Annotated in this window: 11 protein-coding genes and 2 pseudogenes; 4 read left to right on the top strand and 9 right to left on the bottom strand. The window is 40.0% G+C overall.

Going from position 1 to position 13,815, the window contains the following annotated elements; translation table 11 throughout:
• On the top strand, positions 1 to 180 hold a 180-nt coding region (locus ACOCD9_RS15740; RefSeq protein ID WP_287967693.1), incomplete at its 5' end, for a transposase.
• Between the two features lie 19 nt (positions 181 to 199).
• Here the strand turns inward: ACOCD9_RS15740 and ACOCD9_RS15735 are convergent.
• The 4 genes and pseudogenes from ACOCD9_RS15735 to ACOCD9_RS15720 form a co-directional block, all read right to left on the bottom strand.
• Positions 200 to 997, bottom strand: a pseudogene (locus ACOCD9_RS15735) (O-linked N-acetylglucosamine transferase, SPINDLY family protein); the annotation flags it as partial.
• A gap of 12 nt (positions 998 to 1,009) precedes the next feature.
• Positions 1,010 to 3,169 carry an O-linked N-acetylglucosamine transferase, SPINDLY family protein gene (locus ACOCD9_RS15730; protein WP_419547922.1) on the bottom strand — a complete coding sequence of 720 codons (2,160 nt, stop codon included), beginning with the start codon at positions 3,167 to 3,169 and terminating at the stop codon, positions 1,010 to 1,012.
• A 17-nt stretch (positions 3,170 to 3,186) separates the two neighbouring features.
• Entirely contained in the window at positions 3,187 to 5,337 is a 2,151-nt protein-coding gene (locus ACOCD9_RS15725) for an O-linked N-acetylglucosamine transferase, SPINDLY family protein (RefSeq protein ID WP_419547921.1), read from the bottom strand.
• Between the two features lie 248 nt (positions 5,338 to 5,585).
• Complete coding sequence (locus tag ACOCD9_RS15720) at positions 5,586 to 6,077, bottom strand: c-type cytochrome (protein ID WP_287703011.1); 492 nt, start codon at positions 6,075 to 6,077, stop codon at positions 5,586 to 5,588.
• 28 nt (positions 6,078 to 6,105) lie between these two features.
• On the opposite strand from ACOCD9_RS15720, the gene ACOCD9_RS15715 reads away from it, so the two are divergent.
• Entirely contained in the window at positions 6,106 to 7,167 is a 1,062-nt protein-coding gene (locus ACOCD9_RS15715; RefSeq protein WP_287703013.1) for a mechanosensitive ion channel family protein, read from the top strand.
• Between the two features lie 44 nt (positions 7,168 to 7,211).
• Here the strand turns inward: ACOCD9_RS15715 and ACOCD9_RS15710 are convergent, their stop codons facing one another.
• The 3 genes from ACOCD9_RS15710 to ACOCD9_RS15700 all read right to left on the bottom strand — a co-directional run bounded on the left by ACOCD9_RS15710 (position 7,212) and on the right by ACOCD9_RS15700 (position 9,105).
• Positions 7,212 to 7,892, bottom strand: coding sequence for a GerMN domain-containing protein (locus tag ACOCD9_RS15710; RefSeq protein WP_287703015.1), 681 nt, complete (start codon positions 7,890 to 7,892; stop codon positions 7,212 to 7,214).
• Positions 7,893 to 8,039: 147 nt separating this feature from the next.
• Positions 8,040 to 8,855: a DUF2993 domain-containing protein gene (locus tag ACOCD9_RS15705; protein WP_287703017.1), complete on the bottom strand. Its 816-nt coding sequence runs from the start codon at positions 8,853 to 8,855 to the stop codon at positions 8,040 to 8,042.
• Positions 8,856 to 8,862: 7 nt separating this feature from the next.
• The gene (locus ACOCD9_RS15700; RefSeq protein WP_287659201.1) at positions 8,863 to 9,105 is read right to left on the bottom strand and encodes a hypothetical protein; all 243 of its coding nucleotides are present in this window, start codon (positions 9,103 to 9,105) and stop codon (positions 8,863 to 8,865) included.
• Between the two features lie 121 nt (positions 9,106 to 9,226).
• On the opposite strand from ACOCD9_RS15700, the gene ACOCD9_RS15695 reads away from it, so the two are divergent.
• Positions 9,227 to 11,191, top strand: a complete 1,965-nt coding sequence (locus tag ACOCD9_RS15695; RefSeq protein ID WP_419547920.1) for a flavin-dependent dehydrogenase — start codon at positions 9,227 to 9,229, stop codon at positions 11,189 to 11,191.
• Between the two features lie 968 nt (positions 11,192 to 12,159).
• Positions 12,160 to 12,966: an MlaE family lipid ABC transporter permease subunit gene (locus ACOCD9_RS15690; protein ID WP_287703021.1), complete on the top strand. Its 807-nt coding sequence runs from the start codon at positions 12,160 to 12,162 to the stop codon at positions 12,964 to 12,966.
• 5 nt (positions 12,967 to 12,971) lie between these two features.
• On the opposite strand, the pseudogene ACOCD9_RS15685 reads toward ACOCD9_RS15690, so the two are convergent.
• Both ACOCD9_RS15685 and ACOCD9_RS15680 read right to left on the bottom strand, forming a co-directional pair.
• A pseudogene (locus ACOCD9_RS15685) lies at positions 12,972 to 13,226 on the bottom strand (DUF4351 domain-containing protein); the annotation flags it as partial.
• A gap of 33 nt (positions 13,227 to 13,259) precedes the next feature.
• Positions 13,260 to 13,565 carry a hypothetical protein gene (locus tag ACOCD9_RS15680; protein WP_287967631.1) on the bottom strand — a complete coding sequence of 102 codons (306 nt, stop codon included), beginning with the start codon at positions 13,563 to 13,565 and terminating at the stop codon, positions 13,260 to 13,262.
• Positions 13,566 to 13,815 lie beyond the last annotated feature (250 nt).

Genomic DNA, 13,815 nt, shown 5'->3' with positions numbered 1-13,815 from the left:
TGCCAGACAATTCGGCGGTGGATTGACGAAATAACTGCCTATTTTGATAACCGAACAACCCAGGGAACAGTGGAAGGAATTAATAATAAACTGAAGGTGATTAAAAGGAGAGGCTATGGATTTAGAAACTTTAAAAACTTTAGTCTTAGATGTTTATTAAATTGGCATTTTGCTAGTTGATTTTACATGGTAAGTTCGGAAGAACCGAAATTCCCAAGAGCTTTTCAGTAGTTGTCTCGCAACTTTTATAAAAATTATCGGCAATTTCTAGAGCTTTTTTATAGTCAACAGTGGTGGTTTTATAAAGATTAAATAAACTATTTTGTAGGTATAAATCCTCTGGTAGAAAGCGCAAACAAAGTTCTACTAAATTAATGGCAAATACACTTTGTTTTTGTTGATAACCATAATTGACAATTGCTGAGATAACTTTGGCTGCAATTATTTCTGGATTATTGATATGTAAGGCTGCTAATTCTAAAAAGTGGATGGTATCAGTACAGGGGTAGATTAAAACCTTTTCCGTCACTCGCAGCAGTAAATCAAGATTAATTGCTGCTGTAGCTGTATTTTCTAACAGTTCAAATACACACCAATCATGGCACTTTTCCATCGCAAAAATTTGGAATTGTATTTCTAATTCCATCAGATGCAGGAGATTATTTAAAAAACTAGGACCAAGATTTTGTAGCTGCAATCGAATTAGATAACTTGTCTCTAATCTTTGGGAATTTTCTTGTCTGGTTGCCTCTGCATCTAAGATTTGAGTTAAAGTTTCTATCCACCCCGATAATTCTGATTCGGCTGCTTGACTCAACACCAGTAACCAACTAGCTTGTGCGTCTTCTTCTCTATCTTGTAAAAGATAGGCTAATCCTAGATAAAAATAATCCTCAATCACCAGAGAATTGGTTTCAATTAATTGTTCATAAAACTGCACTACTCTTTGATAATTCTTGTCATTTAAATGGGTTTGTATGTCTTGATGCCATTGCATAGTTTTTATCCGCTAAGATTGACAATAAATATTCCACATTTGTTGATAAGCAGTTTCTAAATCTCTGGTAAATTGTTTGGCATTCCAGAGGGGAGATGTATGACGAGACTTTCGGAGTTTCCAACGGACTTCTTCTCTTAAATTTTTATCCAATCCTAACTTAATTCCCCACTGCACATATTCTTCATCACTCCAAGATATACCCTCAGTTATTCCCGCATTCATCATTAAAGTATAACCGTTGCGCGATGACCATTGTTGCCCCACTTTAACCACGAGAGGAATTCCCATCCAGAGGGTTTCTAAGGTGGTTGTACCACCATTAAAGGGATAGGTGTCCAAAACCACATCAGCGATGGCTAAATTTGCCCTGTAGGTTTCCGTCTGATAGAGAGGAAGCATCTTAATTCGATTAGTTTCTACCCCAACTTCTGCGGCAATTTGACAGAATAAATCCCAGAGGGAATTATCATCAGCAACTCCTTGAATCAGGAAATAACTATTAGGTACAGATTTAATGATTTGCATTTGTAAGCGAATCATCGCAGGATTACGCTTAATTGCAGTTTGAGAACTTAGGTAAATAACCGCATCGTTATTAATATCTAAATCCTCTCTTCGCAGGGTAGGAACGGCTATTTCAAAACCATCCACAGCGACAAAAGCATCAGGTAAACGCCAGATTTTTTCTTGATAATATTCTTGGGCATTTTCTGGCAATACATAAGTATCCGCTAAAAGATAATCTACTGCGGGTAAACCGGAACCATCAAAACCTAACCAGTTAACTTGAATAGGAGCAGGTTTTAAGGCAATAACTTGGACAACGATTGCCCCAGTACCACTATCCAAGTCCACAAGAATATCGATTTTATCTTCTTTAATTTTGCGATAGGTTGCTAGGGAATCAGCAGTAGCATGATAGATTTTATCTGCGGGATTAGAAAACCATTGTTGAGTTATTTCATCCACAGGTTGATTCACCATATAAAGGTGAATATCAAACTGCTCACGATTGTGATAATTAATAGTCCAACGACTCAATAAACCGACGGGATGACGTTTTAATGTTTGGGCAATGTAACCAATTTTCAGTTTTTTATTGGGATTATCTTCTCTGGGTTTGTCAAAACCTTCCTCTTTAAAACCCAGCATTTCTTTGTAGGTTTCTTGAAAAAAACTGCCAATCTGACTTAAAAGTGGTCGATTCTCTTTCGGGTTATCTTCATAGTAAGAAATCGGGTTCATGACTGTTAGTAAACCTTCTCTAACTAAGGGATGTATGTCTTGGGGCTTTTTTTCTAGAAATTCTTGAATTAAGTGTTTATACTCTTGACAAATACTAGGAATGTTATTCCATTGTGAGGCTCGCAAATAACCATTAAATAGGAGAGATTGACTAAACATTTTTAAATCAATTGTCTGACTTTTCGCTTTTAACTTATTGGCTAAATTTATTGCTTTTTCATAGTCACATGAAGAGATATAAAACCAAAATAAATTAACTTTTAAGTACCAACTTTCGGGATAAAGGGTAAGAAAAGCTTCCGCTAAGTCAACGGAATAAATAGGTTGATATTTCTCAAAAGCAAAGCGTCCAGCAACAGTTATGACGTGATTAAGTAATTCTGGAGAATTGTCAAGATAGGGTAAACTTAACCGAACTAATTCTATGGTATATTCATGAGGGTAAGATATGACGGCAATTACTACCCGTTCCAATAATTGAGAGTTAACTGAAACCTGGGTAATTAATTCTAGTATTTGCCATTCTTGCAGTTGTTGAGGATCAAATCTATTTAATTTAATTTCAACGAGAGTTAAATGCAGTAAATTATCGAGATAACTAGGATTAATTTCCTGTAGATGTTTACGAATTAACCAACTGGTTTCTAGATTTTCTAACTCTAATTGTCGGTCAGCTTCGGCAGCTAAAATATTGCTTAATTCTAGCATCCATGAATCAGTTTCCTGTTCATCTCCTTGAGTGAAAACCAATAACCAAGTAGCTTGTGCTTCTTCTTCTTTTGCCTGCAAAAGATAGGATAATCCTAAATACCAATAATAACTAATTTCTAGGGGTTCTCTTTCTATCAGTTCTTCGTAAAACTGACTAACAATATCGTATTGATTGTTTTCTAAAGCGGTTTTAACTTCATTTTGCCAAGACATGATTTAATTCTCCCTAATTAACTTTCACAATAGATTTGCCACATTTGACGATAGGCATTTTCCACATTTTTAGTAAACTGATGTGCATTCCAAATCGGTGAAGTTTTTCTAGATTCATCTAATTTAGCGATAACTTTGCGTCTCAACTGTTCATCCTGACCTAACTTAATTCCCCAATCGATATACTCCTCATCACTCCAAGCAATACCCTCACTAATTCCCGCATTAACCATTAAAGTATAACTATTTCTCGATGACCATTGTTGACCAACTTTTGTCACCAAAGGAATTCCCATCCACAGCACATCTAAAGTCGTCATTCCTCCCGTAAAAGGATAGGTATCTAAAACCACATCAGCTATCCTTAAATTTGCTCGATAAATTCCTGTGGGATAGAGGGGTAAGATTTTTAATCTCTCATAATTAATTCCTTCTTCCTCGGCAACTTTGAAAAATAATTTTTCCACTGATTTAGCATCACTTAACCCTTGAATACTCAAATAACTATTAGGAACGGCCTTTAAAATTTGTAGCTGAAGTCGAATAGTTTCAGGGTTGCGTTTAACCCCCGTTTGTACGGTTAAGTAATTAATTGCATCCTCTGGAATCCCTAAATCATCCCTTCGCAGAGAGGGGTAAACAACCTCGACACCATCCACACAAATATAGGAATTAGGTAAGCGCCAAATTTTTTCTCGATAGTATTCCTGTGCATCTGCTGGTAAAACGTAATTATCAGCGAGATAGTAATCAATTGCAGGAATTCCTGACGCATCAAAACCTAACCAAGTCACTTGTATTGGTGCGGGTTTTAGTGCCATGACTTGACAAGTTGCGTTATTAGTGATGCTGTCTAAATCTACCAAAATATCAATGTTATCTTGACTAATTTTTTCAGCAATTAGTTGAGGATAAATCGGTAAGTTATAGCAAGCATTTACCTGATTTCTAAAACTATTTTCAGTGATAATGTCTTCTTTTTGAGATACTAGGTATAACGAGATGTGAAACTCATTATAGTCATGATACTTCATCAACCACCTAGAAATTAATCCAATAGAATGATTATATAAAGTATGGGCAATATAGCCAATTTTCAGAACTTTATTAGTATCTTTAATAGTTGATTTTTGCTGATAATTACAGTTAGAATTATTGCAAACATACTCCTGAAAAAGTTGACCAATACAATTACTAATATAACGGTTTTTTCTTGGGTTATCTTCTAGGTAAGTTAGAGGGGATAAAATTGTTAGGGATGGTTTATCCAATAATCTTGGACATTCTCGATTAGCGATACTTTTTTGCAAAGATTCTGTATATTCTTCAATATCTGCCTTAATATCGACCCAATCACCACTAAATAATTTGACATAAAGAGCAATAAAATCAGCGACAGCTTGAGAAGGCAACCCTTGACAACTTGTTTTTAATTGACTAGCTACTTGGATAGCTGTGGGAAAATCTCGATTATCAAAATAACATTGATAAAGTTCAGCTAACAGATAAATTTGCTCTGGTTCCACTGCCAAACAAGCATTAATAATATCAATAGCCAATGGTCTATTATTTATGGCTAGAGAATTTACTTTAGCTTCTACTACTTTGATAAAAGTTTGTCGCTGACAATTAGATTGAAATATTGCCTCTAAGTAAGGGACGGTTTCTGGTATCTGATAATCGAGAAACTTTTCTAAAACTTCCTCTAATAAACTTGACTCTAGACTCTGGAAATTATTTGTTTTTAACACATCAACAAATAACCAAGCTTTTAACTGCTCTTTCTCGAAATAATTCAAATTAATTGCTAATAAAATAAACCGCAGTAAATTATCAATATTATCGGGACTAATCTCACGAATATGTCCTCGAATTAACCAACTGGTTTCTAAATTGCCTAACTCTAACTGTCTTCGCGCTTCCCCATCCAAAATATTGACTAAATCTGCTGTCCACAGCATCACCTCCTGTTCATCCCCTTGACTGAGGACGAATAACCATGTGGTTTGTGCTTCTTCTTCCCTAGCTTCCAAAAGATAGGCTAATCCTAAATACCAATAATGACTAATTTCTAGGGGTTCTCTTTCTATCAGTTCTTCGTAAAACTGGCTAACTTGCCAGAAATCCCCTTGGATAATTGCCGGTTCAACTTGGGAATGCCAAGACATAAGTATTTATCGTTAAGTGTCTCTACTAGCGTACCCAAATATAAGCAAAATTTTTCTATATAAGTAAAATTTATCCATCGGTAAGGGGTTGGGTTTTGGGGTGGTCACTGCGTGCGCTTTGCGGGGGGTTTTAGGGTGTTAGGGTTTTGGGGTGTTAGGGTTTTAGTTGAAATTCCCCATTCCCCCATTCCCCCACTTCCCCACCCAGTTTCAACGCGTCCTAGCTTACCATCAATGTCAGCCAAGAGTCATTTTTTTGAAAGATTTTCTAAATAAACCAATAAATCGGCCATAGCTTGAGGATCGGGCTGAAATTTGGGCATGGGCGGGGTTTTCCCGCTAATTACCTGTTCAATCAGACTAATTCTCGATTTGCGATGGCAAACATCCTCTAAACTAGGTCCGACGATGCCATCAGCAAACTGGCCGTGACAAGCAGCACAGTTAATTTGAAAGATTTCGTAACCGCGACTGACATTACCTTGTCGGGATAACACCTCTTTAATGTAGGGATCCGACATCTTAGCCAGATGAAAAGCGATTAAAAAGGTGCTAATCAGGAACAAAACCACGATTATAACCATTGAGAATCGATAAAGCCCGAATTTTGGTTTAACTAACTGACTATTCACGAAGGCCGCCGAAGAAAAGATGAGTTCCTCTTTACATTTTGCAACTTTTTGCCCGAAAATTCCACCGCCGCTGCTAGAGATAGGCAAATGGAGAATAATATAAGACAAAAGTGCATCTTTTTCTAACCCTCTAGCAATGAACCTATTAACCAGACTGGAAGATTGGCCCTATATTATCCTACCTATCACCATCCTCCTCAGTTTCCTGCTGTTGGGATGGCTCGTAGAACAGCGCGTTGTCAGTCAACTTTTATCGATTGCCAGAGAAAAAAACCTGCGTTTCTCGGAAGGGGTTTTACGTTCCCTTCGTGGATTAAGCATACTTTGGTTCGGACTTTTGGGTTTAAATATTGCCCTCTCCCTTCCCAATCTTCCCCTCTTTCCCTCTCTCATTCTCCTGAGCAAAAAATTTCTGCTAGTGACTTTTTTAGCTTCGGCTACTTGGGTTGTTGCTCAATTATCCGTGGAAATATTACGAGTTTATACCACGGGAGATGATGGTATTTCTTCCCTAACTTCCCTCTTTGAATTTCTCGCCAAAGTTCTGATTTTTAGCTGCGGTTTTTTACTTATTTTAAGCTCGATTGGTATTTCGATCACTCCCATGCTTACTGCCTTGGGTATTGGGGGTGTTTCCCTCGGTTTAGCTCTCCAAAATACCCTAGCTAATTTAATGTCAGGGATTAATATTATCACTTCCAAAAAAGTTAGACCGGGAGATTATATTGAACTGAGAACGGGAGAAGCTGGTTATGTGCGAGATGTGGATTTAAGATGCACAGTCATCGAAGAAATTACCAATAATCTTTTGGTAATTCCCAATGCTCAGATCATTTCTTCTAGTTTCCGTAACTATAGTTTACCAGATCACTCCCTCCTGGTTCCCGTGGAAGTGGGCATTAGTTACGATAGTGACTTAGAAAAAGTCGAAAAAGTTACCCTAGAAGTTATGCAAGAAATCGCCCAGTTATTGCAACCTCAACTCGGTGACTATCAACCCTTTATTCGTTATCATAAATTCGATTACTATAGCATTGTGCTGACGGTTTATCTCAAGGTGATAGAAGAAGAATTTTTTCAACATCTCACCATTAAACACGAATTTATAAAACTCCTACACCGACGCTATCAGCAAGAAGGAATTAAAATTCCCTATCCGATTTTTTTTCCCTATCCCCCCACTAATCCCCCTAGTTAATCTCAATTCGCTATCGCAACAAACAATTGAAATGCGCGGAAAACTTACAATTGATAATTCTCCTCAAAAAACTTACGAGTCATCGGTTGGGCAACTTCAAGACCGTGGCCTTCTCCTAATAATTCTAGGGGGTTTCCTTCCACTTGAATCCAGACTTTGGCATTGGGATCCTCGGTAGTAGTAGTATAGATGATTTGTGCCAAACGACCGATTAACATATCAGGACCATCATCATTGCCAAACTCGCGCGAGAGATTAATCTTAATTCCCGTTTTATCTACTTTTAAATCAAGTAATTTAGTCCCCGGGGGAATAGTAGTCATATCCTGAGGATTGCTTGGACCAGCTAATAGAATCTTCAATACTGCTGTTAACTCTCGGTCGCGGCTATCCGCTTTTTGAACGGTAATTTCTTGGCTGACTAATTGATTACCCGTATCGGTCACTTTTAACCAATAAACCTGTCGAGTTTCCTTAACAGGAATAGCTGTAGGAGTTGCTGTCGGACTTGTCTTCACTGGACCCGGAGAAACCGGTTCAACAATTGGTGATTGACTTATCGGCGCCGGACTGGGAGATTCAATCGGGTTTTCGCTAGTTTTCTGGGAGGAAGATAGGTGATGGACGGCAAACCAAGCAGTGGCCCCACCAGCAGCAAATAAAGCGAGGCCGATACCAATTATCCAAGGCAAAGAGATTTTATCACTAGAGCGAGAACTAGGCATAATTCAGTTATCAGTTATCAGTTATCAGTTATCAGTTTTAAGTTTTAAGTGAGCAGTTATCAGTTTTAAGTGAGCAGTATTAAATAGCAGTTTTCTTTTCACTGATTACTGATAACTGAAATATCTCCTCTTTTCCGACCGTTAAATTTAATTGGGGTTCCCCGATCGAGGTTCAATTCTGCCAAAGGCGGCTATACTCAGCTTATCATCGTCGATCTGCAATTGGAGAAGGCGGGCGATAATTCCTTGTTTCTCGAAGTTTTTTAAATCTAACTGGGTGGATATGCCCTCAGCAAACCCCTTGAGAAGGCGCGAGGAGATGCGACGACCATTAAGAGTGGCTGTGGGGTCAATAAGCTCGATTTTTCGCCCCTGCACTAGCTTAAATCCCACTTCTAAGTTCAGATCGAGGCTGGCTGCTGGTTCGTCCGGCCTTTGGGTCTCTAGCTGCAGGCTGAGAGCGACTCGATTATTATTAAGAAAGTTAAAATTTGCTTGACTAAGTTGATATTTTGTGCTACCAAATTCTTCCCTAGAGGGAATCAGATTATTAATCAGGGTCTGAATTTGTTCTTTGACCGCTGCCGATTGTAAAGCTTGATTAAGATTAGTTTCCGTGAGGACAAGATGCAATGCTCCCGCAGCCGGTCGGCGCAGTGCGGCGGCTAAACTGCTGTTTTTTTGCTGTAATCGCCGCAAATCGAGGCTAATTGGCTCAGTTTCTAGCTCGATCTTCTCAATGCGAACACCAGCAAGGGGATAAATTCCCCGTGCAGAAATGCGAACTCGATCGATTTTGCCTTGCAGAACCTGATAATTGGGAGTATTATCGACCCTGACGGCTAATTGTTCCACTTTTTGGACTTGAGAGCGAAGGGTATGGGCTAAAACCGTATCAATAATTGCCCCTGCGGGAGTTAACAGGGTCAAAACACTAGCGAGAGTGATTGTTAGCCATTCCATCGCTCAACTACACCCATCCAGCTAAATTTTGCCAAGCATTAGTCAAAAGCTGACTTAACCAACGTCGTTGCACTTGATCTAAAACCTGGTCTTCTGCGAGAATTTCTTCAGTCAGATCATCGAGAGATTGACCCTGAGCGCGGGCCATTCTAATAATTCCCGCAATCACGGCAGCAATCATCTCCTCATCGACGGGGCGCTGTCGGAGGGCGGCAATTTCTTCGGGGGTAGTCGGGATGGGATAATTCATAATCAGATGGGGCTGGCTGTGTATTAATCTAGGTGTGTAAAGTTTTTAAAACTTTTTTCAGAAAACTTTTTGTGTAGTCTAGCGTAATCAGACGATTTTTGGGTTTAACAACTAAATCAAGATGAAAGAAATACTTTACAGAGAAATTCCGACTCCTGACTCGATCGCCGTTTGTCAGTGGTTACAATCCGATTGGCAACCCGCAAATGGTGTCAAGACAAATACACCTAACGGGGTGAGATTGCGCTTATCGGAGGCGATCGAATTATCGATTTTTGTCTGGACGCTGCAACGGACTACTTATTTAAAAGTTTTCCGCTGGGGTGAGCGATCGCATGATCAAGAAATATCCCTGACTCGGCAGCTCGATCGAGCTTTACAAAAGCGTTTTCCGCCGCAGTATAGCACGATACCAAACATCGATCAAAAAAATCACTCAATTTTTACAGATTTAGAAGCGGACTATCCCCTAACGGTTCACTACTTCCGCAAAATGCCCCAAGGGGAGACAGATTTAGAACGTTTGTACTGGTGGGAAAAACGTTGGCGCGACAGTGCCAAAAATCCCCAACAACCGCGGCCGGTAATTTTCTCTAGCAGTGAGGAAAATGAGCATCCCATCGCCTACGACTTAATTTATATTGGTGGTGCCTTGGGGGCAATTCACGCCGCACAGATGGCCAAATTAGGTTATCGAGTCCTCTTAGTAGAAAGACTACCTTTCGGACGAATGAATCGGGAATGGAATATCTCTCGATCGGAGTTTCAAAGTTTAATTAATTTAGGCCTATTTACTGCCGAAGAATTCGAGGAATTAATCTTCCAAGAATACATCGATGGCTTTAATAAGTTTTTTGATGGCAATAATCCCCCCCATCTGAAAGCCGAAATTCTCCATACTCCCACGGTTTTAAATATCGCCATTAATTCCGATAAATTGCTGCAATCCTGCGGTAAAAAAATACAGGATCATGGCGGTAAAATTCTCGATCAAACCGAATTTATTAAGGCTGATATTACTGCTAATAGTGTTACTGTCACCCTTAATCATGGTGGAGAAATTCAACAGATAAAAGGCCGTTTATTGATTGATGCTATGGGTTCCGCCTCCCCCATCGCTTGGCAATTAAACGGAGTGCGCGCCTTTGATAGCGTCTGTCCGACGGTGGGGGCAGTAGTAGAAGGATTCGAGTCGGTGGTGTGGGATTCTCACTATGGCGATGTTTTAAATTCCCATGGCGATATTTCTAAAGGCAGACAATTAATTTGGGAATTATTTCCGGGGGAAGGAAAAGAATTAACCTTCTATCTATTTCACTATCATCAAGTCCATCCCGATAACCCCGGGTCTCTGTTGGAAATGTACGAAGATTTCTTTACTATTCTGCCCGAATATCGACAGTGTGACCCAGAAAAATTAACTTGGAAAAAACCCACATTTGGTTATATACCAGGGCATTTTAGCACAGGAAAAAAAGATCGAATTGTCTCCTTTGATCGCATTTTAGCCATCGGTGATGCCGCCTCCCTGCAATCACCGTTAATCTTTACTGGATTCGGTTCTTTGGTGCGTAATTTAGAGCGCTTAACCGATCTTTTGGATACGGCCTTGAAACACGATTTACTAACAGCTAAAGACCTGGAAAATGTGCGGGCTTATCAAAGTAATGTGGCGGTAACTTGGTTATTTTCTAAAGGAATGATGGTTCCCACGGGAAAAACCTTACCCCCCCAAAGAATTAACGCCATGTTAAACACATTTTTCGGTTTATTGGCCGACGAACCGCCGGAGGTTTCTGAAACCTTTATTAAGGATAAAACCGATTGGTTAACCTTTAGCCGTTTAGCAATTAAAGCGGCCAGAAAAAACCCCGCTTTACTGTTGTGGATAGCAGAAATGGCCGGCAGTCAGGATTTAATACGTTGGTTGGGTTCCTATCTCGATTTTAGCCTTGATGGAGTCAAAAATCTGTTTTTTGGTCCCTGGTTTCCCCAATGGTTAAAAAACTCCCAAAGTTGGCTAGAAAAAGACAATCCTCGCCTATGGTTAAAGTTATTGAGTTTTAATTATAGCTTAAGAAATTAGAGGATATTTATCAATTGACTCTCCCATCGTACCAGGGTGAGAGCTGACTGCCTGACACATCTTGGGGAATCACTGACAGGTTAAGGCACGGATGCGAGAGAAGCGAATTCGGGTGGTAATTCGGTAGTAGTGATGGAGGATTAATTCTTATTCTCCATTTTTTTAGAGAAAGATAGACTCTCTCTCACCAGCGGAGAAATCCTTTGTCGAAAGGTATTATGGCTCTTCTAGACTGGTTATGGCAAATTAGTAGTTTCAATAAGCCTAAACTCTTAAATAGCCTAGAATCCAACAAAGCAAAAAGCTTTTTTTATTAAAATTGCTTTTTTGAATTCTGGTGAGCATTACTTGGCAAGGCTTGTGTCGATTATTTTCTGCTAAAATATCATAACTACTCTGGAAGAGCCGGTGTTATTTAATCTTTTTTTCGGTTCGAGAAATGAGCGAACGGTGAGTTATGAGGAGAGGCACTCATGCAAAACGGAGAATAAATATAGCGTTTTTCAGTCTGCTGAGGTACAAAAGTTATGGGTTTTAGGCAAAGGGCAAGAGGCAAAAGGGAGTAAAAATGGGTGTACCTCACTAGCTTAGGAAACGCTATACTGTAACATATAATTAATTGGCAAGAGTTCTAATTATGGCTCTTCGGGACTTGGTATGGTTCGATATGGGGGCATAAATCGACTAAATCCTTATCTGGCAAGAGATTTAATTGATTAGTTCGCTCCAGATCGCAAACAATTGACAAAAATTGCGGCAATATCTGTCTCTATAAGGGTTTCATTCCTTATAACCCCGTTGATTGCATAAGACAAACCGAAGAACCCTAATTATTCACTACCAGCTAATCAGCAATCACTATTTTAGTTCAGTATAAAAATTCTGCGCTATCCATAGCGTGGTAGGGAATGGGAGTTAGAAGACAAAACAGGATAGACTTTTCTCTAGTCCGATCAATTTTGAGGGCCATGAAGGATTTATTGGCAATTTTTAGCAAGGAATTAAGCTCTTGGTTTCGGCGCTGTTGGTTAGCGATACTATTAACCGGCAGGGTTTTTTACTTCCTATTCACGCGCAAACCCGATTGGCGCGTCACCCAAGAACAAATGGTGGCAGCCGGGCCTGCTTCGCTGATTATCGCCATGATCACGGCTGCGGTGATCGGGATGATCTTTACTATCCAAGTGGCCCGGGAGTTCCAAGCTTTGGGTGCTGGCAGTATGGTGGGGGGAATTTTGGCCCTGGCTCTCGGTCGGGAACTCTGTCCGATTATGATGGCGATCGTGGTAGCCGGTCGGGTAGGATCGGCTTTTGCGGCGGAAATCGGTACCATGAAGGTGACAGAGCAGATCGACGCACTCTATATGCTCAAAACCGATCCCGTGGAATATCTGGTGCTGCCTCGTTTAATTGCCTGTTGTCTGATGGTTCCCGCTTTGAGTGTTATGGCGTTGCTGATCGGTTTGGGTAGCGGTTTGCTGGTCGGCCAAAGTTTATACGGAATTGCTAATTCAGTTTTTCTCGACTCGGTTCGCGGTTTTCTGCGCGTGGGAGACGTGCTGAGTGGACCAATTAAAGGGGTGGTTTTTGGGGCTTTAATCGCGATTATCGGCTGTAATTGGGGTTTAACGACCGATGGCGGTGCTAAAGGAGTCGGCCAAGCTACTACCGCGGCGGTAGTCACTATGCTCTTAGCGATTTTTGTATCTAATCTGCTGATGACTTGGATCTTGTTCCAAGGATCTGGTAATAGTTCGGTTTTATTTGGACAGTAAATTAGTTAAAAACGCTCATTTTCTAGCCATTGTTCTAAATCCTCTACTGACTGAAAATCTAATAAAGCTTCTCCTAAGTTTTCTAAATTTTCTAGAGAAAGACTTTGGATATTGGCGGATAATTCGGCAGCAATGCCACCTATACGCCGATTTAATTGACGTAGAAGCAAGTTGACGGCTCCTTCTTGTCTTCCTTCCTCTTTGATTTCCCGATAGATGACAGATTCTTTCATAATATCCTTCCTCAACAATTGTTGAATATTGATTATCCCTAGGTTGAGATTAAATTATCTCTAATATCCATCTGGGAAATATTTAGCAAGACAAGCGGAACAAATTCCTGCTTTGCTAAAATCATCTCCATAGTCTTGTACGTTAGCTGATGCTTGACCACAGTAGTAACAAATTTGAAATATCGTTGCTATAGTTCTCTGTTCTTCCACATCGTCAAAATCATAAAAACACTCATTACTGAGAATTTCGCCGATATTGACATCGCAACGGAATGATTCTTTAATTATGTCCAAAACTATCGACTGTTGTTCTTCAAAACCTAGGGACTGAAACGCCTTATTTTTCAAATACAATCGACCTAACATTGCATTGACGGCATAACTAGGGTCTGCTGAAAAAGTTTGTTGGTGGGGGCAGGGTGTGGGCTTCGGCCGTGAGCTCAGCGTTCGACCGAGCTCACGCCGAGGTCCGAACGGGTGTGGGGTGTAGGGTTTTACCGATTTTGAGGTAGTCAGTTACCTAATTTTCAGGGAAAAAGTACCTGAATTTTACCCCCGATCCCTCCAATGGTCGGCACTTTTTGAGGTCAAAAAAGTCTAAAAGCCTTATCCAACA

Origin of the sequence: Microcystis sp., from assembly GCF_048564745.1 — a bacterium.
Taxonomy (GTDB): Bacteria; Cyanobacteriota; Cyanobacteriia; order Cyanobacteriales; family Microcystaceae; genus Microcystis; species Microcystis ichthyoblabe_A.
This window is presented reverse-complemented; position numbering and strand designations above follow the sequence as displayed.